We start from the raw sequence: 24,510 nt of genomic DNA on the forward strand, positions 1-24,510 counted from the left end.
CGCCGGGATCATCGCCGGCGCCGTCCTGGACAACACGGTCCTCACGGTCGTCGCGCTGATCCTGTACGGCGCCGGAGCCGCGGCCAACCTTCAAGCCCGCTACGCCGGGGCGGACCTCGCCACCCCGGCACGTCGCGCCCGCGCGGTGTCCACCGTCCTGGTCGCCACGACACTCGGCGGCGTGGCCGGAGCCAACCTCACCGCCCCGACCGGAGTCCTCGCCGCGGCACTGGGACTTCCGCCCCTGACCGGACTCTTCCTCGTCTCCGGAGCCGCCTACGCCCTGGCCGCCGTCGTCCTCGTCGTCTGGCTGCGCCCCGACCCGTTCCTGCTCGCCCGCACCCTCCCGCCGGACGGGCAGGCGCGCCCCGTCGCAGCAGGGTCCGAGCACGGTCTCGGTGTGCCGCAAGGGATCCTGGTCATGCTCCTGACTCAGATCGTGATGATCGCGATCATGACCATGACCCCGATCCACATGCTCGGGCACGGTCACGGCACCGGTGCGGCCGGGCTGGTCATCGCGCTCCACGTCGGCGCGATGTTCCTGCCGTCGCCACTGTCCGGAATCCTCGTGGACCGCTACGGCCGCCGGGCGATCGCCGTCGCGGCCGCCGTCACCCTGGCCGTGGCGGCCGTCCTCGCCGCTTCGGCACCGGAGGACTCGGTCGTACTCCTCGCGCTGGCGCTCATCCTGCTCGGACTGGGCTGGAACTTCGGCATGGTCAGCGGCACCGCGATCATCACCGACGCCGCACCCGTCGCCACCCGCGCGAAGACCCAGGGGACGGCCGACGTCGCCATCGCGATCGGCGGCGCGGTCGGCGGAATGTCGTCGGGCTTCATCGTGGTGGGCATCGGCTACCCAGCGCTCGCGCTGCTCGGCGGGCTCATCGCGCTCGCGATCGTTCCCGCGGTCCTCCGGCGGGTCGCGCGAACGACGACGTCATGAAGGGGACGACCGGACAGGGTCCGGTGCTGCTCCTCGGCGGTGACGACCTCCCAGGCCGCCCCGTCCAACCGCGCCGTGACGGCCGCCGCGGTCGCCGACGCCTCGTCCGGCGGCTGATGCCCGTGACCGTGACCATGGAGATGACCCACGATCAGCAATGTTCCGCCCGGCGCCACCCAGCCGGCAAGGCGGTCGTAGAACTCCAGCTGCGGCATCGCCGGATGGGCGTAGTGGGTCGTGACCAGGTCGAACCGGGCGTCCGGGGTCCAGCTGCCCAAATCCGCCTCGACCCACTCCACCTTCCCGGGTACCTCGATCGCCGCCGCCCGCTCGGCCGCACGCGACAGAACCGCGGACGAGATGTCGGCGGCGGTCACCCGCCACCCGCGTGAGGCGAGCCAGATCGCCTCGGCGCCCTCGCCGCATCCCGCGTCCAACGCGCTACCCGGCGCGAGCTCGCCGATCTCGCGGGCGAGGTACGGATTCGGCGGGCTGCCTCCAGCCTCGGTCCGCAGCCAATGCTCTTCCCAGTACTGCTTGTCGAAACCGTGCGTCATCGGTCGTTCTCTCCGTTCGTCCCCCGCGATGGTGACGACGAAAAGGCAGGATGGCAAAGTATCTTGCCAAAACAGCACACGCTGGAGCGTGAGCAGTGGGCTAGTGGCAAGTCCGTGAAGGCCTCCTTGAGGGACCCAGGGTCCCTCAAGGAGGCCTTCACGGACTCGGAACAAGCGCCGGAAGCCAGGGCGTCGGGCCGCTAGATCCGCTCGACCCAGACGTTGCGGAACCTCGGGTTGGCCCCGGGATCACCGTGGTCCTGCAACCGGATCTGCCCCGGTGACGGGTCCTCCGCTCGGCCGTTCCCGGTCTTGCCGTCGATCGCCACGTCGTCGTGCACCAGCTTCCCGTTCCACCACAGGCTCACGCGCGCGTTCGCGATCTTGGTGCCGTTGCCGTCGAACCGCGCCGCCCGGAACACGATGTCGTAGGTCTGCCACTGGCCGGAAGCGCGCGCCGCGTTCACGTCCGGGGCCTTCTTCGTGTAGATCGCGCCGGCGTCGTCCGTCTTCGGCGCGGTGACGCCGAAGGACTCCAGGACCTGGATCTCGTAGCGCTCCTGGAGATAGACCCCGCTGTTCCCGCGAGTCTGTCCGGTCTGCTCCGGCGGATATCGCGGCTGGTACCACTCAGCGTGCAGCCGGAAATCGCCGAACTTCTCCTTCGTGCGGATGTCCCCGCCCAGCGACTCCATCGAACCGCCGGCCACCGGCCAGGTCGCCGGACCGCCGTTGGCCGACTCCCAAGCGTCGAGGTTCTTCCCGTCGAACAGGACCGTGCGCCGGGACGGGGTGACGGTGAGCTTGTCGAGGTTCACATGCCCGGTGTCCGCGGCCTCGTAGACGAACGCGATCGTGTTCGCGCCGGGGCGCAGCATCGCGGTCTCGACCTGGTTCGCCCACTGGTTCCAAGCACCGGTGGCGGCGAGCCAGATCTGCTTCTGCTTCGTCCCGTTGACGTACAGGCTCATCGACTTCGACACGGGTTCCGGACTGGGATTCGGCCCGTTCGCGTACCGCAGGGCGATGTCGTGCCTGCCTCCCTTCGCGACGTCGATCGCGAAGGTGGTGCTGGAGCCAGGCTCCCAGTTGCGGTCGACGAACCCGGAACCCGAGAAACCAGTGTGGTCGGTGTTGAACCCGGTCCCGCCCGCCAGTTTGGCGGATTCCGCCTCGTACTCCGGCGGCCGCACCGAACCGTTCGGCAGCGTGTTCATCGTGTACCACGCCTCCGTGCTCCACAGCTCCGCGCCGGACGCCGCGGCGAACGGGCGAGGGGAGTGCAGGTGCACCACGCGGCCCGGCTTCAGGCCGTCCACCTTCAGCGTCACCTTCTTGCGGTCCGGGGACAACGCCGCCGAAGACACCTTCAAGGTCTCCTCGTCCACCTTCGGGCCCCCGTACTGCGGCGTCGCCACATACCGCCACTGCGCGGCCTTATACTTCGACGCCAGATTCCGCGCCGTCTCGTCGGACAGCGGCTGGGTGTACTCGACCTCGAATCCACCGTCGATCGCCCGCATCGCGAACATGTCGAACGCGTCCTTGCCGGTGGCGGACAGCTTCTGCAGGCCGTACTTGAGCTTGCCCTCCTGGCCCCAGTTGCCCTGCCAGCCGATGCCGCCGGTGTAGATCGAACCGTCCGGGCCCAAGCTGATCCGGCTCACACCGGACTCCAGGCCCTGCGTCATCCTGAACACCGCGCCCTGGTATTCGCCGCCGACCTTCTCCAGGTACGCGCGCTGCAGCCCGCCGTAGGTCACGTCGCCGAAGACCATCTGCCCGGCGAACACACCGTTCGGCAGGATCAGGGGATTGCTCGGCGAGTTCGAGATCTCGCCGTGCGGCAGCCACAGCACGGGTTCGGTCACCGGCCGGTCGTCATACGGGCCGTCGGGATTGGTGTGGTGGTTGAAGAACCGGCCCTGCTTGATACGCACCAGCTTCGACGTCGGCACGTAGGCGCCCTGGTTGTCGGTGACGAACACGTCGCCGTCCGGACCCCAGCCGAGGCCGTTCGGCGTCCGCAGCCCACCGGCCATATAGGACACCGTGCCGGTCGCCTTGTGGATCTTGAGGGTCGAGCCCCGGTTGGCCACGGGCTGCGGATCGGCGGTCGCGCCGCCGGGGATCATCGCGATACCCGTGGTGACGTAGAAATACCCGTCCCGGTAAAGCAGTCCGAACGCGAACTCGTGGTAGTTGCCGCCGAACGGCCAGGTCGCGATCCGGCGATGCTCGTCCGCGACCTCGTCACCGGTCTTGTCGACGAGCGCGGTCAGCTGATGCTTCTCCGAGACGTAGATGGTGCCGTCGACGTACTTGAGACCCATCGGTTCCTGGAGACCACTGGCGATCTTCTTGGTGGTCACCCGGGACGGATCGGTCGCGCCCGTGACGCCGTCGATCAGATACACCTCGCCGAGCACGGTCTCCCGGCCGCCGCCCCACGTCGAGACGGCGAGCCTGCCGTCGGGCAACCAGTCCATCCCGGTCACCTGCGGCTCGAAACCCTTGGGGCGCAAGTCGGTCAGCGTGTAGTTCGGGTGCACACCGGTCAACGGCAGGCCGTCGCCGGGGGACTCGTCGACGCCCTCGCACAGCTTGCGGCCGGGGGAGGTGACCCGGGTGACGTCGGCGTCCGTGCTCAACGCGGAGGTCGGCACGAGGACGAATTCGCTCGCACCCGGCGGTTTCCACTCGAGTTTGAGCCGCTGGTCGAAGTCCGCGTCGAAATGGTCGATGCGCAGCGTGTGATCGCCCGCGCCCAACTGGATCGAGCCGTCCTTCGGTGTCGCCCCGTGCTTGCCGCCATGGTCGATGACCTGAGTACCGCCGACGAGCAGCCTCGCGCCGTCGTCGCTGGTGAGCCGGAAGTCGTACGTGCCGGCGGCACCGATCTTGAGATAGCCGGTGACCTCGGTGACGAACCGGTCGGCGAACCCGAAATGCTCACTGGTGGACCAGTCGATCGCCGGCATGAGCTTGTCGACGTTGGGAGTCTGGCTGGGCTTGAGCGTGCAGTACCTGTCCAAGGGGACCTGCACGTCGAACACGCGCATCGTGACCCCCGGTTCCTGCGGGGGAATGTCGGGCCGCGCGAAGGCCGGGGCGGGGAACCCGACGGCCAGGACAAGGGTGAGCAGGGCGACGGGCAGCCGCATGGGCTTCCTCCTCGGCAGGGACACGGTTCCACGCTCCGCTGCGCGACCACCGCGTCACATCAAGCTACCGAGACCTTTTGCACGAGGTCAACGAAAGTTGGTTGGAATTTTGCGAAAGTGTTCGGTTTTGGTCGATTGAGGGAGTGCTCGCACGAGCCTCCTTCTTTTCACTCCGGATCCGACCAGGCAAAACGCTCTCAGATCGCCGCTGAGCGACGATCTCGATCCTCCCGGTCTCTCCGGACCCCGGCGATCACCCCTCAAGGTGCCCATTTTCGGCATGCTCAGTCATAAGGGGCATTATCACGGTGCCTCGCTCTGACTTAAGTTACGCGTTGGCAAGACGCGAAACAGGTATCGCGTATCGCGTTTGGCGTCGAAAATGGGATAATTCGCGAAGATGGAGGAGCAAACCGGGAAGTTGCAGCGCAAGAGAACACCCGGTGGGGTTGGCGAGATCGCCTATCCGCACACCGGGGAGGGCTGGTTGCAGCGGCCGCCCGAACCCGGCGTCAGCCGAAGGTGCCGCGCATCCAGTCGCTCATCAGCGACGCCGTATGCGGGGCGTGCTCCTCCATCATGGTGAAGTGGTTGCCCCGGGTGACGGCGGCGGTGTGCTCGAAGGGCCACACCGGTTCCCAGTCAGGAGGCCAGTCCTGCACCGGGTCGCCCGCGCGCACGAACAGCACCGGGATCGGCAGGTAGGCCGGTGTCCAGTCGAAGGTCCCGTAGTGCAGCATCGCGGTGATCCAGCCGTCGTCGGCGGGCACCGCATGGTTCGGGTCGGCCAGCCGGAGCTGCATTTCGTCACCGAGACCCGGCAGCAGACGGACCAGCCGCTCGTACTCGCTGGGGAAATAACTGTCCAGCACCACCACCCCGGCCGGCGGTGTGCCCTGTTCGTGCAGGTGCTGTGCGAGCAGGTGGGCGACGAGCCCACCGGAGGACAAACCGGTCAGGACGAAAGGCCGGTCTCCCAGCTCGGCACGCAGGCTGGCGGCGTGTGCCGCCAGCACCAGATCCCGGGTCCTGGGCAGTGCCTCGTCGCCGCGGTATCCCGGGTGCCGGAGCGACCAGACCTCCCGTTCGCCTTGGAAGGCCCTGGCCAGCCGCGAATACTGCACCGGATCGGCCTGGCCGGTGACGGAGGGGACGCACACCAGCACCGGTTGCCCGGAGCCACTGGCCAGCCGGACCGGCCGAGGCGGGTGCGGCAACTGCTCCAACGAGCCGAAAAAGGTGCGTGTCCTCTCCCAGCCCGAGGCCCTGGTGCGCACGAGCCGCTGCCGGAAGTCTTCCCGGTCCTTCTCCAGGACCACATCGTCCTCGTCCTTGTCCAGCAGCTCCGCCAGGAACCTGGCCAGCGCCGCCGGGGTCGGGTGGTCGAAGGTGACGGTCGCCCGCAGCCGACGTCCCAGCGCCTCGGCCAGGTGGTTGCGGATGCGGACCGCGGCCAGCGAGTCCACCCCCATCTCCAGAAACCCGGCGTGCCGGTCGAGTTCCGCGGTATCGGCGTGACCGAGGGCCAGCGCGACCTTGGCCAGCACCAGGTCGAGGAGCGCCTGCTCCCGGTCCGGTCCGCTGAGCAGGTCGAGCAGCGGACGCGGCCGGTCCGGGGTGTCCGGCCGGTCCTTGAGTTCCCGTAGCAGGGGCCGGTCCTCGGCGTCGTCCAGCGTGAGGCGGGCGGGCACCAGCACCGGGTCGGTGAGGGACACCGCGGCGTCGAACAGCGCGAGCGCCTCCTTGGTGGAGAGCATGTCGGCCGACGCACCGAGGTGGCTGGTCAGTTCGCTGCGCTCGGCCCACAGGCCCCACGCGAGCGAGATCGCCGGCAGGCCCCGGCTTCGGCGGTGGTGCGCCAGCCCGTCGAGTACGGCGTTGGCCGCGGCGTAGTTCGACTGGCCCGCGCTGCCCGCGGTAGCGGCGGCGGAGGAGAACAGCACGAACGCCTTGAGTGGCAGCTCTTTCGTCAGCTCGTGCAGGGCGATGGCCGCCTCCGCTTTCGGCCGCATGACGGCGTCCAGTCGGTCCCCGGTCATGGTCAGCACCACGCCGTCGTCCAGTGCCCCGGCCGCGTGCACCACGATCGTCGGCCGGTGGTCGGCGACCACGCGGGCCAGTCGCGCCCGGTCGGTCACGTCGCAGGCGACCGCGGTCGCGGTGGCACCGAGCTCGGCGAGTTCGGCCACCAGTTCCGGTGCGCGCCCACCACGGCTGAGCAGGACGAGCCGCCGCACCCCGTGCGCGGTGACCAGATGCCGGGCGAGCAGCCCGCCGAGGGTGCCGGTGCCGCCGGTGATCAGCACCACGTCCTCGGCACCGGCGAACCGTGCCGGGGCGGGTGGGACGACCCGCACCAGCCTGCGCGCCAGCACCCGGCCGCCGCGCAGGGCGAGCTCGGGCTCATCGGTGGCCAACGCGGCCGAGACCGTCAACGGGGTGATCTCGTCGGCGTCCAGCAGCACGAACCGGCCGGGCTCCTCGGTCTGGGCGGAGCGCACCAGACCGGTGACGCCCGCGGCCGCCAGGTCGCTGACGTCGTCGCCGGCCCCGGCCGCAACGGCGCCCGAGGTGAGGAACACCAGCCTGGACGCGGCGAACTCCGGACGCATCGCCCACCATTGAGCCAGCGTCAGCGCGCGATGCGCCGACTCCCGAATCGAACCACCGGTACCGGCGATGAGCACCGCTCCCGGCACGGGCAGGCCGCCGTGGACCGCGCTTTCGAGCGCGTCCAGGTCAGGGAAGTCCGGGAACTGTCCGGTCTCGGATCCGACGGTGACGACGTGGTCCGACGCCGTGCTGACCGCGGCGCTCACCTCGACCCACTTGCTCCGGAACAGTGCGTCCCGTGGGGCGTCACGGTGTGAGGTGGCCGGGCGCAGCACCAGCGAATCCACCGACAGCACCGGTGCGCCCGCTCCATCGGTCACGCTCAACCGGACCGAGTCGTCCGCCGAACCCTGGAGCCGTACGCGCAGAATCGCCGGCTCGGTGGCGTGCGCGCTCACCCCGGCCCAGACGAACGGCAACACCGGTCCGTCCGTCGCCGGTGCCGAACCGGCGAACCCGAGGGCGTGCAGGGCGGAGTCCAGCGTCGCCGGGTGGATCACGACCCCTCGCTCGTCCACCGGGCAGTCCACTTCGGCGAAGACTTCCTTGTCACGCCGCCAAACCGCGCGCAACCCTTGGAACGTGGGGCCGTAGCGCAGCCCTCGCTCGACCATGGCAGGGTAAACACCTTGGTGCGCAACCGGTTCCGCGCCCGCGGGTGGCCACTGGCCGATCGCGGCCGGTTCGATCCGTTCAGGGCTCAGCGTCCCGCCGCCGTGGTGCACCCAACCGCCACCGTCCACTTTGGCGTGCAGCCCCAGGCCGCGCCGTCCGGTGCCGTCGGGCGCGCCTACCCGCAGCTGGACGGTGACCGTCGCGTCGTCCGGCACCACCAGCGGCCGTTCCAGGGTCAATTCCTCGACCGTGGGGCAGTGCGCGGCCGCCCCGGCACGCAAGGCGAACTCCAGCCAGGCGGTGCCGGGCAGGACCACCTCGTCCAGTACGCGGTGATCGGCCAGCCATGGCGACGAAGTCACCGACAGGCGGCCGGTCAGCACCAGTTCGTCGGTGCCTGCCAGCTCGACCGGTGTGTCCAGGACAGGGTGCCCACCCTCGCGCGTCTCTCCCGGCGTGACCCAGAACCGTTTGCGCTCGAACGGATAGGTCGGCAGCTCGGTGAAACCGGGAGCCTCCTGGCCCGCCAACGCGGTCCACTTCGGGCGAAGACCGCGGACGTGGAGTTCGGCGAGTGCGGCGGGGAAGGTGTCGCGGCCGTTCTCGCCGCGGCGCAGCGTCCCGGTGACCACGGCCCGGTCGCCGACGGCCGCCAGCACCGAGTGGACGAGTACGGGGTGCGGGCTGACCTCGACGAAGAAAGTGTGCTCCGGTACCGGAAGCCCGGCGACGGCCTCCTCGAAGCGCACCGGCATCCGCAGGTTGCGGTACCAGTACCCGGCGTCCAGTTCAGGGCCGGCGAGCACGGTCGCGGTCACGGCGGAGTGGAACGGGATGCCGGTGGGCCGGGGTGAGATCGGGGCCAGCTCGGTGAGAACCCGGTCGCGGACAGACTCGACCTGAGGGGAGTGGGACGCGTAGTCGACCGCGAGCCGCCGCACCTGGACCCCGGAGCCGGCCAGGTCCGACAGCAGCCGGTCGAGTGCCTCGACGTCCCCGGCGACCACCGAGGACTCCGGTCCGTTCACCGTGGCGATCGCCAGCCGCTCGTCCAACCCGGGCCGCAGCCGATCGGCGGGCAGCTCCACCGAGGCCATACCGCCGCGGCCGGACAGCGTGGTCAGCGCTTTCGCCCGCCGCGCCACCACCAGCGCGGCGTCCTCCAGCGACAGCGCACCCGCGACGTGCGCGGCGGCGATCTCGCCCTGACTGTGCCCCACCACCGCGTCCGGTTCGATTCCGGCGGAGCGCCAGAGCGCGGTCAGGGAGACCATCACCGCGAACAACGCGGGCTGCACCACGTCCACCCGGTCCAGTGACGGCGCGTCCGGCTGCTGCCGCAGCACCGCCGACAGGTCCCAGTCGAGGTGCGGTGCCAGCGCGCGAGCGCAGCGCTCGACGTGCTCCCTGAACACCGGCGAGGTGTCCAGCAGGTCCCCGGCCATACCTGCCCACTGGCCGCCTTGGCCGGGGAAGACGAACACCACCTTCCCGGTCAGGTCGGCCGTGCCCGTCACCAGGCCCGGTACCGCGGTGCCCCGGTTCAACGCGGTCAGCGCCGTTCGCGGATCGGCGTCGAGCACCACGGCACGCCGGTCGAACGTGCTGCGCGAGGTGACCAGCGCGTGTGACACCGCCACCGGGTCTCTGCCGTCCACATGCGACCGCAGCTGCCCGGCCCTTGCCCGCAAAGCGGATTCGGTGCGCGCCGAAAGCACCCATGGCAACTGCTCCGCGGCGGAGGTTCCGGCCGCTGCCCGCGGCGGAGCCTCTTCGATGATCACGTGCGCGTTGGTGCCGCTGATACCGAAGGAGGACACGGCCGCGCGCCGGGGACGGCCGTCGGCCGTCGGCCAGGGGCGGCTCTCGGTGAGCAGCTCGACCCCGCCCCCGCGCCAGTCCACTTGGGTCGTCGCGCGGTCCACATGCAGCGTCTTGGGCAGGGTCCGGTTGCGCAGTGCGAGCACGACCTTGAGCACCCCGGCGACCCCGGCGGCGGCCTGGGTGTGCCCGATGTTGGACTTGATCGAGCCGAGGGTCAGCGGGGTGTCCCGGTCGCGGCCGTACGCGGCCTGCAGAGCGGATGCCTCGATCGGATCGCCGAGCCGGGTACCCGTTCCGTGCGCTTCGACGGTGTCCACGTCCTGGCCGCGCAGCCCCGCGTCGGCCAGGGCGTCGCGGATCACCCGCTGCTGTGCGAGTCCGTTGGGCGCGGTCAACCCGTTGGAGGCGCCGTCGGAGTTGACCGCGCTGCCCCGCACCACGGCGAGCACCGGGTGGCCGTGTGCGAGGGCGTCGGTGAGCCGTTCCACGACCACCACGCCCGCGCCCTCACCCCAGCCGACCCCGTCGGCGGTGTCGGCGAACGCCTTGCACCGGCCGTCCGCCGCGAGCGCGCCCTGATGCTGGAAGGCACTGAACACGCCGGGCGTGGACATCACCACCACGCCGCCTGCCAGTGCGAGGTCGCATTCCCTGGCGCGCAGTGACCGCACCGCCTGGTGCAGGGCCACCAGCGAAGACGAGCACGCGGTGTCGATCGAGACCGACGGCCCTTCCAGCCCGAGCAGGTAGGCGACGCGCCCGGACAGCACGCTCGCCGCGGTGGCGGTCGCCAGGTGGTCGGCGTATTCGTCGGCGTTCGCCCCGATCAGCCGTCGGTAGTCCTGGTCGCTGGTCCCGGTGAACACCCCGGTCCGGGAGCCACGCAGGGTGGCCGGGTCGATCCCGGCCCGTTCCAGCGATTCCCAGGAGATCTCCAGCATCAGCCGCTGCTGCGGGTCCATGGACAGTGCCTCGTGCGGGCCGATACCGAAGAACCCGGCGTCGAACCAGGCCGCGTCGGCCAGGAACCCGCCGGCGCCGGTGAGCCCGCGCGGCCAGCCACGGTCGGCGGGAAACGAGGTGGTGGCGTCTCGTCCGCCGTCGATCAGCCGCCAGAGCGCGTCCGGATCGTTCGCCCCGCCGGGAAACCGGCAACCCAGCCCCACGATGGCGATCGGTTCACGGGTACCGGCCTCGGCCGACCGCAGGCGTTCCCTGGTGTCCCGCAGCGCCGTGGTCAGGCGGTGCAGGGTGTCGAGAACCTTGCTGTCGTCAGCCATCGAGGAGACCCTCCGCCGCCAAGGAGATTTCCCGTTCGGCCCGGCCGAGCACGTCGTCGAGGTCGGTGGCCGCGGGCTCGGCCACCGGTTCGGGCCGGGATGGTGCCGGTGGCGCGCTCGGCGTGAGCTCGGTGTTCAGATACCCGGCCAGTGCGGTGGGCGTCGAATGGTCGAATACGGCGGTGGCGGGCACCCGTAACCCCGTTCGCGTGCTCAGCTGGTTGCGCAGCTCGATCACACCCAAGGAGCTGAGCCCCTGCTCGTGGAAGGGTTTGCTCGGCAGAACCTGGGTAGCCGAGTCGTGCCCGAGGATCGTGGCGACCTGCCGGCTCACCAGTTCGCGCAGTACCCGGACGCGCTCGGACTGGGACATCCCGGCCAAGCGCTCCACGAGTGTGGACGCCTCCGGTTGCCGCTCGACGGCTTTGCTCTGGCGCGCTTCCGGCAGCTCCGCGAGCAGTGGGCTGTGCCGGGTGGTGGCGAAGACCGAGAGGAACCGGTCCCAGTCCACATCGGCGATCACCAGGCCTGACTCCTCGCGACCGAACGCCGTGGCCAGTGCGGCGATGCCGAGGTCCGGGTCGAGTACGGTCATGCCGTTGCGCCGCAGCCTGGTGCCCACGGCCCGCGCGTCCGCCCCCTCCACGGCCATCCCGCCGGCGCCCCACGGTCCCCAGGCGAGCGAGGTGGCGGTGAGCCCGTCGGCACGCCGTTGGTCGGCCAGCGCGTCGAGATAGGTGTTGGCCGCGGCGTAGTTGGCCTGGCCGGCGTTGCCTACCGCGCCCGTGGCGGAGGAGAACAGCACGAACGCCTCCAGCCCGCTGGTCAGCTCGTGGAGGTTGCGGGCACCTTCGACCTTGGCGTGCAGGGCCACGGCCAGTCGCCGCGGGTCCAGCGCGTCGAGCACACCGTCGTCGAGGACCCCGGCCGTATGCGCGACTCCCGTCAGGGGCCGGTCCGCCGGGATCGCCGCGAGCAGCCCGGCCATGGCCTGGCGGTCGGCCACGTCGCACGCGACCGCCACGACCTCGGCACCGAGCACGCTCAGCTCGGCGAGGAACTCGGGATCGTCGACATGCCTGCCGGTCAGCAGCAGCCGTTCCACGCCCTCGGCGGCGAGCCAGCGCGCCAGTTTCCTTCCCAGCGCGCCGAAAGCGCCGGTGATCAGGGTGGTGCCGTGACGTGGCCAGCGGCGCGGTGTCGCCTTCGCGCGGGGGCCGGCGGGTGCGTGCAGCAGGCGCCGGGCGAAGACGCCCGAGGAGCGTACGGCGACCTGATCCTCCGTCGCCGAGAGCACTCCGGCCAGCTGTTCGACCGTGGCAGGGTCCACTGTGGACGGAAGATCCACCAGTCCGCCCCACCGCCCCGGGTGTTCCAGGGCCGCGACCCGGCCGAGGCCCCACACCATCGCCTGTACCGGGGAGCCGAGGCGATCACCGTGCCCGGTGGAGACCGCCGACTGGGTCACGCACCACAACGGCACGTCGAATTCGAGGTCCCCCATGGCCTGGATGAGTGCCGTGGTCGAGGCGAGCCCGGCGGGCACCCCGGCGACGACAGGATGCGGTCGTTCGTCCAGTGCCAGCAGCGACAGCACTCCGTCGACCGGTTCGCCGTCCCGGACGGGTGCGAGCAGCTCGGCGATCTCCGCACGGCCGGCATCGGCGCTGACGCCGCGCACCACGGCCCCGAGCGCCGCGCGGACGGGTTCCGGGACGGGCAGGTCCGCGGCGTGCACCACGACCCAGTTCCGCTTGCGGGCGACTTGGCTCGCCACAGGCTGCCAGGAGATGCGGTACCGCAACCGGTCCAACTCGGCGGACCGGTCGTGGTCACGCCGCCACCGCGCCATCGCGGGCAGCAGTTCGGTGACCTTCGGCTCGGCGCCGGTGCCCAGCAGGTCGCCGAGACGCTGAAGGTCTTCGCTCGCCACGGCTTCCCAGAACGCCGAATCCGGCTGTGGCGAGCGGGATTCCGACGGTGCCTCCGGCAGCAGCCAGAACCTCTTACGCTGGAAGGTGTACGTCGGCAGGTCCACCCGCCGCGCCCCGCTGCCCGCGTACCACCTCGACCAGTCCGGCCCGTGTCCCCGCACGTGCAGCGCCGCCACGGCGGCGAGTACGTCCTCGTCCCGCAGACCGGGGAACACGGCCGTGTCCACGGCTTCACCGAGGCAGTCCGTGGCCATCTCGGTCAGTGTGGTCCCCGGCCCCAGCTCCAGGAACGTGCTCATCCCTCGGTCGTGGAGGGTCCGCACCCCGTCGGCGAACCTGACCGTGCGACGCACGTGGTCCGCCCAGTACTCCGGAGAGCGCAGCTGTTCTTCGGTGGCCATCTGGCCGGTCAAGCCGGACACGATCGGGATCCGGGGCGGTCGATAGCTCAGATCCCTCGCCACGGAGAGGAATTCGTCGAGCATCGGGACCATCAGCTCGGAGTGGAACGCGTGACTGACACGCAGGCGTGTGGTCCTGCGCCCTCGTGCGCGGAAGGTCTGGGCCACCGCGGTGACGGCGTCGTCGGCTCCCGAGAGCACCACTGAACGCGGGCCGTTGACCGCCGCCAGCGAAACCTCCGGTGGCAGGTGCTCGATCTCGTCCGCCGAGGCCGCCACCGCGTACATCGCACCGTGCGGTGGCAACGCCTGCATGAGCGAACCTCGCGCCGCGACCAGCAGGCAGGCGTCCGGCAGCGACAGCACCCCGGCCACGTGGGCCGCGGCCAGTTCACCGACGGAGTGCCCCAGCAGCAGGTCCGGACGGATGCCCCAGCTCTCCAGCAAGCGGAACAGCGCGACCTCGAACGCGAACAACCCGCTCTGCGCGAACTCCGTCCGGTTCAGGGTCTCCTGGTCCGTACCGAATACGGCGGCCCGTACTCGCGGCCGCAACGCCGCGCAAACCTCGTCGAAGGCCGTGGCGAACACCGGGTACCGCTCATGCAGCAGACGGCCCATGCCCGCGCGCTGACTGCCCTGCCCGGCGAACAGGAAGGCCAGACCGCCCTCGGCCACCACCCCCGTGGTGAGACCGGGATCGGTTCTGTCGGCGGCCAGCGCGACCAGCGCGCGGCCGAGCTGTTCGCGGTCGCCGCCGGTGAGCACGGCCCGGTGGGCCAGCGCGGAACGGGTCGTGGCCAAGGAGAAGCCCAGATCGTGCGCATCGGACCCGGGGTCGGTGTCGCAGTGCTCGGCCAGCCGGGCCGCCTGCGCGCGCAGCGCGGTCTCCGAACCGCCCGATACGGTCCACAGCAGCGGAAGCTCGCTCGGCGGGGCCGCCGGTCCGTCCGGTTCGGCCGGGGGCTGTTGCAGGATCACGTGGGCGTTCGTGCCGCCGATGCCGAAGGAGGAGACACCGGCCCGCCGGATCGGTCCCTGGTCCGGCCACGGAGTGGGTTCGGTGACCAGGTGCAGCCCCTCCGCCCAGTCCACCTGCGAGCTGGGCGCTGCGACGTTGATGGTGGCCGGGACCGTGCGATGCCGCATGGCCAGCACCATCTTGATCATTCCGGCGGCCCCGGCGGCGGCCTGGGTGTGGCCCAGGTTGGACTTCACCGAGCCCACCAGCAGCGGCCGGTCCGGCGGCCGGTGCGCGCCGTAGGCCGCCAGCAGCGCGCCCGCCTCGATCGGGTCGCCCAGTTTCGTCCCGGTGCCGTGTGCCTCCACGACGTCCACATCGGACGGTCGCAGCCCGGCGTCCGCGAGCGCGGCGGACAGCAGTTGCTGCTGAGCGGCACCGTTGGGCGCGGTGAGCCCGTTGCTGGCGCCGTCGGAGTTGACCGCGGACCCGGTGATCAGCGCCAGCACCGGATGGCCGTTCCGGCGCGCGTCGGAGTACCGCTCCAGTGCGAACATGCCGCCGCCTTCGGCCCAGGCCGTGCCGTCGGCGTGTTCGGCGAACGGCTTCGCCCGCGCGTCCGGCGCCAGCCCGCCCTGCCTGCTGAACTCCACGAACACCAAGGGCGACGACAGCACGGTCACCGCTCCGGCCAGCGCGAGCGAGCACTCACCCCGGCGCAGCGCCGCGGCGGCCAGATGCACGCCGACCAGGGAAGAGGAGCACGCCGTGTCGATCGACACGTTGGGGCCCTGCAGACCGAAGGTGAACGAGATCCGGCCGGAGGCCACGCTGGACACGGTCCCGATCGCCAGGCTCGGCCGCTCGGCGGCCCCGGCGTGCCCGGGACCGACGCCGTACTCGCTGTGGGACAGACCCGCGTAGACCCCGGTGTCGCTGCCTCGCAACGTGGCCGGGTCGATGCCCGCCCGCTCGAAGGCCTCCCAGGACAGTTCGAGCAGCAATCGCTGTTGAGGGTCCATTTCCAGGGCCTCGTGGCCGCCGATGCCGAAGAACGCGGCGTCGAACTCGGCGGCCTCGTGCAGGAACCCGCCTTCGCGCACATAGCTGGTGCCTGGCCGCTGCCGCTGCGGGTCGTAGAGCGTCTCCAGGTCCCAGCCGCGGTCGGTGGGCATCGGCGTGATGACGTCGCGGCCCGCGGTGAGCAGCTGCCACAGGTCCTCGGGGGACCGCACACCACCGGGGAAGCGGCAGCTCATCCCGACGATGGCGATCGGCTCGTCCGAACCCGCCCGGCGGCGCACGACGGCCGGTGGCCTCGACGCGCCGCCGTTCAGGTGCGCGCTCAGCTCGTTCGGGGTGGGGTGGTCGAACAGAGCGGTCGTGGCGATCTTCAGCCCGGTCCGCTTGCGCAGCCGGTTGACCAGTTCGACAGCGCTCACCGAGTCCATGCCCAGGTCGAAAAAGGTCCGGTCCGGCCGGTAACCGCCGCCGATCAGCGACTCGGTCTCGGCCCGGATCAGCCGGGACAGGTCCGTGGCGCCGTCACGGGTGGGTTCGGCCACCTCGGTGGGCAGGTGCACCCGGCGGCCACCCCATCCGCCGAGCACCTCCGGCCAGGCCACCGGAACCCCATGCCCATGCAGTTCGCCAAGGGTGCCCAGCACCGCGCGCAGGTCGGACCGGCCGCCGCGCAGCGCGGCGGTGACGAGCAGGTCGCCGGTGGCCGCGCCGGGCAGGGTCTCTTCGACCAGCGCCGCGAGCACCCCGTTGGCGCTCATGTCGACGTAGGTGTCCACGCCGGCGGCGGCCAGGCTGGTCACGCAGTTGAGGAAGTGCCCGGTGCCGCGCACCTGGGCGCCCCAGTACTCGGGCAGGCACACCACACCGGGATCGGCCCCGAGCCCGGTGTGCACCGGGACGATCGGGATACGGGGCGGGTGTGCGGTCAGGCCACGGGCGAACTGCTCGAATTCGCCTGCCATCGCGGCCATATGCGGGGAGTGGAAGGCCCGGTCCACCGGCAGCTGCTTGACCTTGCGCCCACGGTCGGCCCAGAGCCCGGCCAAGCGCAGCACGGTGTCGCGGTCGCCGGAGACGACGACCGAGCCGGGTGAGTTGACCGCGGAGATCGCGGCCAGCGACTCCAGCCCGATCAGCGACTCCTGTGCTTCGGCCTCGGTGATCCGCAGGGCCACCATGACGCCACCGACCGGTGTCCTGTCCCGGAACAACCGGACCCGCTCGGCCAGCAGCGCGGACACGTCCGGGAGTGAGTACACCCCGGCCGCGGTGGCCGCGGCCAGTTCCCCGACCGAATGGCCGACCACGAAGTCCGGGTGAACGCCCCAGTGCTCGAACTGCCGGAACAGCGCCACCTGCAGGGCGAACAGGGCGTCCTGGGTGTACATCGCCTCGTCGGCGGGCGCCACCTCGGTGCCGTGGTCACCCAGCAGCAGCTCGCGCACCGACCAGGTGGACGCCGCGTCCAGGTGGGCGCACACCTCGTCGAGCGCGTCGGCGAACACGTCGAACATCGGATACAGCTCGCGGCCCATCCCCGGCCGCTGTCCGCCTTCGCCGGGGAACATGAACGCCACTTTGCGCCCGGTCCCGGCCTCGGTCGCACCGGCCCGGCCGTCGGCCAGTTCGGCCAGGCCCGAGACGAGTTCCGCCCGGTCCTCGCCCAGCACGACGCCCCGGTGCGACCGGTGTGACCGCGCCAGTGCCAGCGTGTGTGCGGTGTCGAGCAGGTCCGGCGCCGTGGGCCCGTCCAGGTGGGCGCGCAGGGTCTCCGCCTTACCGCGCAGTTCCTCGGCGCTGTCGGCCGACAGCATCAGCGGCAAGACCGGCACCGCGCGGCGCTCGGGCGGCCGCGTCCGGAGGGGCGGTGCGGACAGCACCAGCGCGCAGGCGGTCCCGGCGGCGTCGGCGGAGCCGAGCACCAGAGGCATCCGGCGTTCCTGTCCGCGACCGAGCAAGGCGGACAGCTCGAACAGGGTTGACACCGCGTCGTCTTCATTGGCCGGCTCGACCTCGCCCGGGTCCACCCCGGCTCGCTCGCACGCCAGCCGCACGACGGGGCCCCTGCCCAGGGCACTACCGTCGAACACACAATGGATCGGATCCTCGTCCGCAATTGCGGAGGTAATCGGTTTCAGCACCAGAAACGCGGACTCGCCCGGCGAAACCACCCCGGCTATGGCGAGCTCCGATTCACCTATGTGAATACTCTGGAGGCAAAGGTGCAGTATGGCCGCGGGCTGGATTTCCGCCGTCACCACGGGGCCCAGTAAGCCGAGCTCGGACGCGACCGCTTCGGCCTGCGTCGTGGCGAACACGCCCGCCGCCACCTCCGTCAGCGATTCCGGGGCGATACCGGCATTCTCCAGTGCCTGTCGCGCCACCATGGCGGGCGGGACGGACAACGGACCGCGCGACAAACCGATCAACGCGACCGAGGAGGGATTCGTGGTGTCGTCGAACTGCATGAAACCGCCCGTCCAAAAGAATACCGGCACATGCTCAAGAGGCGCCTTTTACGGAATGCGGGGTTCGCTGACCGTAGTCATCTTGCGTAAATCCTGTCAAGATCATCCTTTTGCGATAGGGGGCGGTTATCGAGATTAGGGGTCTTATTCAGTGGACCCCTAATCTCGCGGGTCGACTCTATGAATCGCCGCTGAGCGGGGTTACGGTGTGGCATTGGTAAACGGAATCCGAGCCGAACTTGCGAATCCATCAATTGCCACTGAGGGAAATCCCATGCGACCTGCTCTGCTGGACGGGAGCACCCTGGAGGAAAGCCTCACGCGGCTGGCTGAAGCCACCCCGGGCTCCCGCGCGAGATTCCCCACCGCCGGCGACGAGATAACCGCTGCCGAGCTGGACCTGGCCGCCACCGCCGCCGCGCACGAGTTCCTGCGCTCCGGAGTACGGCCCGGGGACGTGGTGGGCGTGCTGGTGCCCGCCGCCGCACGGTTCCTCACCACGATCTACGGGCTCTGGCGCGCGGGTGCCGCCATCAGCGTGCTGCCGGTCCAGGCCGGGTTCGGGGACGTGCACGGCACCGCTCGCCGGCTGGCCCGTATCACCGCGGCCGCGGGGATGCGCCACATCGTGCTCGACGCCGACCACGCGGACCTCGGCAGCGCGCTCGGCGCACTGGGCACCGAGGTGAACCTGGTGCTTCCGCCCGCGCCCGGCGGCACCGGCGAGAAACGTGCCCTGCCCACCGTCGACCCTGACGCGCTGGCGATCGTGCAGTTCACATCGGGCAGCACGAGCCTGCCCAAAGGAGTGATGCTGCCGCACCGCACGACCATGGCCGGGCTGCGGGCCTGCGTGGTCTCCGGTGCTTTCAGCCCCGACGACGTGTTCGTGCAGTGGGTGCCGACCTTCCACGACATGGGCTTGATCGGCCTTCAGTCGCACTTGCTCAACGGTGCCGACGTGCACGTCTTCGCCCCGACCACGTTCCTGCGGCGGCCGGGCAAGGTGCTGGAGCACTTCGCCACGCACGGCGGCACGGTGTTGACCGGCCCCAATTTCTCCTACGACTACCTGCTGGACAACGTGTCGGCCGAGCAGCTGGCCGCAGTGGACCTGTCCCGCTGGCGCCTGGCGTTCAACGGCGCCGAACCGGTCAGCGCCGCCACCGTGCGGCGGTTCACCGAGGCACTGGCGCCCAGCGGGGTGGACGCCTCGGTGATGTACCCGGTGTACGGCATGGCCGAGGCCACCCTGTCGATCAGCTTCCCCGATCCCGGTGCCACCGCGAACCTCCGCGCGGTGGACCGCAACGAGCTGGCCAGGACCGGCGTCGTGCGCCCGGTGGCGGAAACCGCGCCGGCGGCCAAGCCGGTGGTGTCGGTGGGCCGGCCGGTGCACGGCGTCGACCTGCGCGTCGTACGCGAGGACGGCTCGGTGGTCGCGGACGGCGGACTCGGGGAGATCCAGATCCGCGGCGAGTCGGTGACCACCGGCTACTTCCGCAACCCTGACGCGACCGCCGCCGTGTTCGACCGCGGCTGGTTGCGCACCGGGGACCTCGGCTTCCAGCTCGACGGCGAGCTGTACGTCACCGGGCGGCGCAAGGAGATGGTCGTGGTGCACGGCCAGAACTTCTTCCCGGACGACGTCGAGACCGTCGCCCGCGAGGTACCCGGGGTCTACCGCCGTCGCTGCGTCGCCTTCTCCGACACGGGCGCCGACGGCGGCGAGCGGATCGGGGTGATCGTGGAAACGGGGGAGGACCCCGCCGCGGTGCGCGAGGAGGTACGCAGGCGGGTCGCCGCCGAACTCGACCTGGCCCAAGTGGAGGTCTACGCGGTCAAGCCGAGGTGGATCCCCCGAACCACCAGCGGCAAATGGCAACGGGTGCTGGCCGCACAGCGCGTCACCTCGGGCGAGACCGAAGGCATGTTCCCGGCCCCCGCCGGCGCCGACCAAGGAGAACGGGTGTGAACAGCAAGACGACGACCTCGCCTGCCGGGGTTCCGCTGCTCGCCGACGAGCAGATGCACAGCGCCCGGATCTTCGCGGGCTACCAGCACGCGACCTGGGAACTGCACCACATCCCGTGGGACGAGTTCCGGCCGGACCTGGTGCTGCCGGAGCACATCGTGTTCGCCAAGGGCGCGATCGTCGGGGAGTCCAATGTGGTCGCCGCGACCCACGGCCTGCTCAACGAGTTCGGCACGGATTACGACTTCTCCCAGTTCACCTGTATCTGGGGTTACCAGGAGATCCAGCACCACCTGGCCTTCTCGACCTGGCTGCAGCTGGCCGGGCACAGCATCGAACACCGCACGATCGCCTCGATGCGCGAGGCGTACCCGCCCGGCGTGACCAAGGCGGCCACCCTGGCCACCAACGTCATCTGCGAGGTGCTCGCCACCCACGCCTACAAATGCGTCGCCCGCAGCATGAAGGAGCCGGTGCTCGCCGCGATCCTGCGCAAGGCCAGTGGCGACGAAGCGCGGCACGCGCGCGAGTTCGTGCACTACACCGCCCAGCAACTGGCCGCCCGGCCCGAGGAGTGCGCGTCGGTGGTGGAGACCTTGTACATCTACATGGGCACCACCCGCGACCTCTACCGCCACCCGGTCAGCCGGTTCAAGGGCAACCTGCCCGAGCTGGCGAACCACGAGACCATCGACGAGATGTTCGCCTACTTCGCCGAGGTCGACGAGGACGGCAGCGAATGGGCCAAGTGCTGCGAGCAGTTGTTCAAGTACTTCTCCGTGCTCACCGGCTACAAGCTGACCAAGATGGCCGACGTCCGGCGCGCCATCGCCGAGGAGTCGATCAAGGCCGAGGCCGCGGTATGAGCACTGCCGCGCACACCACCGGTGAGGAGGTGGAGTTCCCCTGGCACGCCGAACCGTCGTTCAACTGCTTCGGCTGCTCCCCGCGTAACCCGGTCGGGCTCAAGCTGAAGATGCGGCGGCTGCCCGATGGGGACTACGTGACCGAAACGGTGTTCTCCGCGGACTACGCCTCCTACCCGGGGATCGTGCACGGCGGCATCGTGCACGTGCTGCTCGACGAGGTGATGGGCGACACCTTGGCGCTGGTGCACGGGATGCTCGCGTTCTCGGTGACCCTGCGCAGCAGGATGCTGCTGCCGCTGCGGGTCGGTCTGCCGTACCTGACCACGGCACGGATCACCGGGCAGGGCAACGGGGTGCTGCACACCGAGGCCGAGATCGCCGGGCCCGACGGCGAGCTGCACGTCATGGCCAGCGGCACTTTCCAGCCGATCCGCTCGGAGCAGGCCAGGAACCTGATGGGACTGGACGAGGCCGCGTTCGGCCGCGTCCAGCACTACTTCGACCACGAAACCGGAGAGTCATGACCAGCGAGTCCCTCACCCGCGAGCAGATCGTCTCGGTCACCACCGAGTACCTCGCCACCGAGCTGAAGATCCCCGCCACCGAGATCGGCGGCACCGACGTGCTCAGGGAGCTGCCCGGCGCCGACTCCATGAAGATGCTGCGCGTGGTGTCCAAATTGGAGCGTCGCTGGGACGTGGAGTTCGAAGACGAGGCCATCTTCGCGGTGAAGACCGTCGACGAGCTGGTATTGCTGGTGGAGAAGAGCATCAACGGGGACCTGGCGGCGTCATGACCGCACTGACCCCGCAGGAGGCCTACCAGGCGACCAACAAGCACTACGAGTTGCCGGCCGAGCTGTTCGAGATCTACCTCGACCGCCGGTTGAAGTACAGCGCGGGGCTCTACTCCGACGCCGGCACCGACCTGGACCAGGCGCAGACGGACAAGCTGCACTTCGTGGCGAGGCGGCTGGGACTGCGCGGCGGCGAGCGGCTGCTCGACATCGGCTGCGGCTGGGGCAGCCTGATCCTGTTCATGGCAAAGGAATACGGCTGCCACGCCACCGGGGTGACCCCGTCCCGGCCGCAGGCCGAGTACATCAGGCAGCGGGCGGAGGAGGCCGGTGTCGCCGGCCTGGTCACCCTGCGGTCCGGCTCGTTCAGCGAGCTCGAGGTGGCCGGGAAGTTCGACGCGGTCACCATGCTCGGTTCGATCGTGCACATGCCGGACCGGACGCAGGTGCTGCGCAAGGTGCACGGTCTGTTGCGGCGCAACGGATCGCTTTACCTGTCCGAGAGCTGCTTCCGCGACGACGCGACCTATCAGGAGTTCTCCCGGCGACCGGGCACGGTGCACGTCACCGAGTCCATCTTCGGGTTCGCCGACATGGTGCCGGTCTCCGCGCTCGTGGCGGCGATCGAGTCGGCCGGGTTCAGCCTCACCGGGCTCACCGACCTCACCGCGCACTACCACCGCACCATCGAGCAGTGGGAGGAACGTGCGCAGGCCGCCTTGGATCGTGTCGAGGAGGTGGCGCCCGGAATGGGTGAACCGCTGATCCGGTACCTGCAGACGGCCAACGCGGGCTGGGGTTACACCACCAAGCACTACGCGCTCACCGCGCTGAAATCCCGGATGGGGCCGGCGGAGGCACCGTGAACGACCCTTTCGCCGGGCCGGCGGCACCACCGGAACACCTGACCATCGAAGCCGCGCGGATGCGCGAGCTGACGAACAAGGCCGTCAGCCGGGCGGGAACCAGGCAGTGGTCCGTCGACGATCTGCCGTGGACCTCGTTGCGGCCGGAGGAACTCACCGACACCGACCGCTCGGTGGTCAGGTTCATCACCTTCATCGAGGACCACATACCCGGCTACCTGACCTACTTTCTCCAGGCGTTCCCGGTGTCCGGCGGGGACCAGGCCATCGAGGAGTTCTGTTTCAACCGGGAGTACTTCCGGTTCCTGATCTCCTGGGCCAACGACGAGGAGCGGCACGCCTCGGTGCTGACCAGGTACCAGATCGAAGCCGGTATCAACGATCCGGACACGCTGATGTGGGAGCTGGCGGAGGAGGGGCGCAAGAAGTTCGCGCTGCCCTACGAGACACCGGTGCAGGCCTTCACCTACACCCTGGTGCAGGAGAAGGCCACGCAGCTGTTCTATCAGCGGTTCAAGTCCGTCGCCCAAGAGCCGGTGCTGCGCGACCTTCTGCACCGGCTGGCCAGGGACGAGGCACGCCACTTCGCGTTCTACAGCGAACTGGTCAGCGCCTACGTCCGCCGGCACGGACTGGAGTCGACGGTGCACGACCTCAAGGACGTGCTGGCCACCTTCCGGATGCCGTTGGCCGACACCCTCAACGGGTACTGGCGGTGGTCGATGAAGGTCACCGACGCCACCTCGTACGACCACACCGAGGCGTACGAGTCGTTGGTGCGCCTGGTCACCGACTTCGCGACGGCCGGCGGCCGGGCCGCGGCGGTGGACCTGACCGAGTTCGTGCACCGGATCCGCGCGATCTGAGTCCTGCACCCACCACGCGAGGGAGAGCCGTGTCATGCCAACACCTTCATGCCCAGCGGGGAAGCCAGGACCGGCCGGTGCGGTGCTCGACGTCGATCACGACGACGTCGTCGTGCTCGACGAGAGCTTCACCGACAACCCGTACCCGACGTACGAGCTGCTGCGGGCGCGACGCCCGGTGACCAAAGTGCGGATGGGAATGAATTCGCCGGTCTGGCTGGTCACCGGGTACGACGACGTTCGCGCCGGGCTGGCTGATTCCCGGCTGGCGAAGGACGCCACGAAACTGGCCCGAATCCTTCGTCGCGCCGCCGGCATCCCCGAAGACGCCGAAGGCTTCGACATGGGCCTGCACAACCACATGCTCCACTCCGACGGGGCCGAGCACACCCGGCTGCGGAAGCTGGTCAGCAAGGCGTTCACCGGACGGGCCGCCGCTCTGCTGCGCCCGCGGATCGAGGCGCTGGCCGCCGAGCTGGCCGACACGATGGCGGCCAGGCTCGCGGCCGGGGAACGATCCGTCGACCTGATCGAGGACTACGCCTTCCCGCTGCCGACGACCGTGATCTGCGAGATCCTCGGTGTTCCCGACGATCGGCGTGCGGAGTTCGGCGGCTGGTCGCGCACCATGCTGTCCACCGCGCCACCGCACGAGCAGCTGGCGGCGACGGAGGCGATGGGGGAGTACCTCGACAGGTTGGTCGCAGGCAAAGTGGCCGATCCCGGCGCGGACATCCTCTCCGAGATCCTTGCCCCGGACGAGAACGCGGACCGCCTCACCCACGCCGAGGGCACCGCGATGGCCTCGCTGCTGCTGGTCGCCGGGCATGAGACCACGGTGAACCTGATCGGCAGCGGAGCGCTCGCGCTGCTGCGCAATCCGGAACAGTTGCGGCGGCTGCGGGCGAACCCGGAATCGCTGCCCGGTGCGGTGGAGGAGTTCCTCCGGCTCGAGAGCCCGGTCAACACGGCCACCATGCGGTTCACCGACGAGGAGGTGATCATCGGCGGCACGACGATCCCGGCCGGGGAGATCGTGCTGCTGGCGATCGGTTCGGCGAACCGGGATCCCGGCCGGTTCGAGCGGCCGGACGAGCTCGACATCGAACGGTCGACACGCGGCAGCATCGCCTTCGGCCACGGCGTCCACTACTGCCTCGGCGCGGCACTGGGCCGGATCGAGGGGGAAGTCGCCTTCCGCGTGCTGCTCGACCGGTTCCCCAGCCTCACCCTCGCGGTGGATCCCGGCGAACTGCGCTGGCACAACAGCATCCTCCTCCGTGGACTCGTCGCCCTTCCGGTCAGCACGGACGGATGAGCGGAGCGCACGGCCACACCGACACAGGACA

11 protein-coding genes and 1 pseudogene are annotated in these 24,510 nt (G+C 70.2%); 8 read left to right on the forward strand and 4 right to left on the reverse strand.

Annotated features, from left to right (window positions below):
* Positions 1-949 (forward strand): MFS transporter (locus H5J31_RS39820; protein WP_181772041.1); only part of this gene is annotated, 949 nt, incomplete at its 5' end.
* On the opposite strand, the gene H5J31_RS09125 is transcribed toward H5J31_RS39820, so the two are convergent.
* From H5J31_RS09125 to H5J31_RS09140, 4 genes and pseudogenes are all read right to left on the reverse strand, one after another.
* On the reverse strand, positions 859-1,506 hold the full coding sequence (locus H5J31_RS09125; RefSeq protein ID WP_181772042.1) for a class I SAM-dependent methyltransferase: 648 nt from the start codon (positions 1,504-1,506) through the stop codon (positions 859-861). The two genes, H5J31_RS39820 and H5J31_RS09125, sit on opposite strands and share 91 nt — an antisense overlap.
* A 200-nt stretch (positions 1,507-1,706) precedes the next feature.
* Complete coding sequence (locus tag H5J31_RS09130) at positions 1,707-4,670, reverse strand: family 16 glycoside hydrolase (RefSeq protein ID WP_181772043.1); 2,964 nt, start codon at positions 4,668-4,670, stop codon at positions 1,707-1,709.
* Between the two features lie 512 nt (positions 4,671-5,182).
* Positions 5,183-10,903, reverse strand: a pseudogene (locus tag H5J31_RS09135) (SDR family NAD(P)-dependent oxidoreductase); the annotation flags it as partial.
* Between the two features lie 91 nt (positions 10,904-10,994).
* A complete protein-coding gene (locus H5J31_RS09140) occupies positions 10,995-17,789 on the reverse strand; it encodes a type I polyketide synthase (protein ID WP_181772045.1) in 6,795 nt (2,264 codons plus the stop codon).
* Positions 17,790-18,063: 274 nt separating this feature from the next.
* On the opposite strand from H5J31_RS09140, the gene H5J31_RS09145 reads away from it, so the two are divergent.
* From H5J31_RS09145 to H5J31_RS09175, 7 genes are read left to right on the forward strand one after another with little or no spacing between them, the layout of a single operon-like run.
* A complete protein-coding gene (locus tag H5J31_RS09145; protein WP_207897757.1) occupies positions 18,064-19,764 on the forward strand; it encodes an AMP-binding protein in 1,701 nt (566 codons plus the stop codon).
* Entirely contained in the window at positions 19,761-20,630 is an 870-nt protein-coding gene (locus H5J31_RS09150) for a ferritin-like domain-containing protein (RefSeq protein WP_181772046.1), read from the forward strand. Before H5J31_RS09145 ends, H5J31_RS09150 begins: the two co-directional genes overlap by 4 nt.
* Positions 20,627-21,157 (forward strand): PaaI family thioesterase, encoded by a 531-nt coding sequence (locus H5J31_RS09155; protein ID WP_181772047.1) that lies wholly within the window; start codon positions 20,627-20,629, stop codon positions 21,155-21,157. Before H5J31_RS09150 ends, H5J31_RS09155 begins: the two co-directional genes overlap by 4 nt.
* Positions 21,154-21,429: an acyl carrier protein gene (locus H5J31_RS09160; protein WP_181772048.1), complete on the forward strand. Its 276-nt coding sequence runs from the start codon at positions 21,154-21,156 to the stop codon at positions 21,427-21,429. The genes H5J31_RS09155 and H5J31_RS09160 overlap by 4 nt, the downstream gene beginning before the upstream one ends.
* Positions 21,426-22,295, forward strand: a complete 870-nt coding sequence (locus tag H5J31_RS09165; RefSeq protein ID WP_181772049.1) for an SAM-dependent methyltransferase — start codon at positions 21,426-21,428, stop codon at positions 22,293-22,295. Before H5J31_RS09160 ends, H5J31_RS09165 begins: the two co-directional genes overlap by 4 nt.
* Positions 22,292-23,161, forward strand: coding sequence for an acyl-ACP desaturase (locus H5J31_RS09170; protein WP_207897758.1), 870 nt, complete (start codon positions 22,292-22,294; stop codon positions 23,159-23,161). The genes H5J31_RS09165 and H5J31_RS09170 overlap by 4 nt, the downstream gene beginning before the upstream one ends.
* A 34-nt stretch (positions 23,162-23,195) precedes the next feature.
* Positions 23,196-24,479 carry a cytochrome P450 family protein gene (locus H5J31_RS09175; protein WP_181772050.1) on the forward strand — a complete coding sequence of 428 codons (1,284 nt, stop codon included), beginning with the start codon at positions 23,196-23,198 and terminating at the stop codon, positions 24,477-24,479.
* Positions 24,480-24,510: the final 31 nt, after the last annotated feature.

The organism is Amycolatopsis pittospori (genome assembly GCF_013870525.1).
Classification (GTDB): domain Bacteria; phylum Actinomycetota; class Actinomycetes; order Mycobacteriales; family Pseudonocardiaceae; genus Amycolatopsis; species Amycolatopsis pittospori.

What these genes read in the sequence shown, in the direction of transcription:
- H5J31_RS09125 (WP_181772042.1), bottom strand. Translation starts at nt 1,506, where the DNA reads ATGACGCACGGTTTCGACAAGCAGTACTGGGAAGAGCATTGGCTGCGG.
- H5J31_RS09130 (WP_181772043.1), bottom strand. Translation starts at nt 4,670, where the DNA reads ATGCGGCTGCCCGTCGCCCTGCTCACCCTTGTCCTGGCCGTCGGGTTC.
- H5J31_RS09140 (WP_181772045.1), bottom strand. Translation starts at nt 17,789, where the DNA reads ATGCAGTTCGACGACACCACGAATCCCTCCTCGGTCGCGTTGATCGGT.
- H5J31_RS09145 (WP_207897757.1), top strand. Translation starts at nt 18,064, where the DNA reads ATGCGACCTGCTCTGCTGGACGGGAGCACCCTGGAGGAAAGCCTCACG.
- H5J31_RS09155 (WP_181772047.1), top strand. Translation starts at nt 20,627, where the DNA reads ATGAGCACTGCCGCGCACACCACCGGTGAGGAGGTGGAGTTCCCCTGG.
- H5J31_RS09160 (WP_181772048.1), top strand. Translation starts at nt 21,154, where the DNA reads ATGACCAGCGAGTCCCTCACCCGCGAGCAGATCGTCTCGGTCACCACC.
- H5J31_RS09165 (WP_181772049.1), top strand. Translation starts at nt 21,426, where the DNA reads ATGACCGCACTGACCCCGCAGGAGGCCTACCAGGCGACCAACAAGCAC.
- H5J31_RS09175 (WP_181772050.1), top strand. Translation starts at nt 23,196, where the DNA reads ATGCCAACACCTTCATGCCCAGCGGGGAAGCCAGGACCGGCCGGTGCG.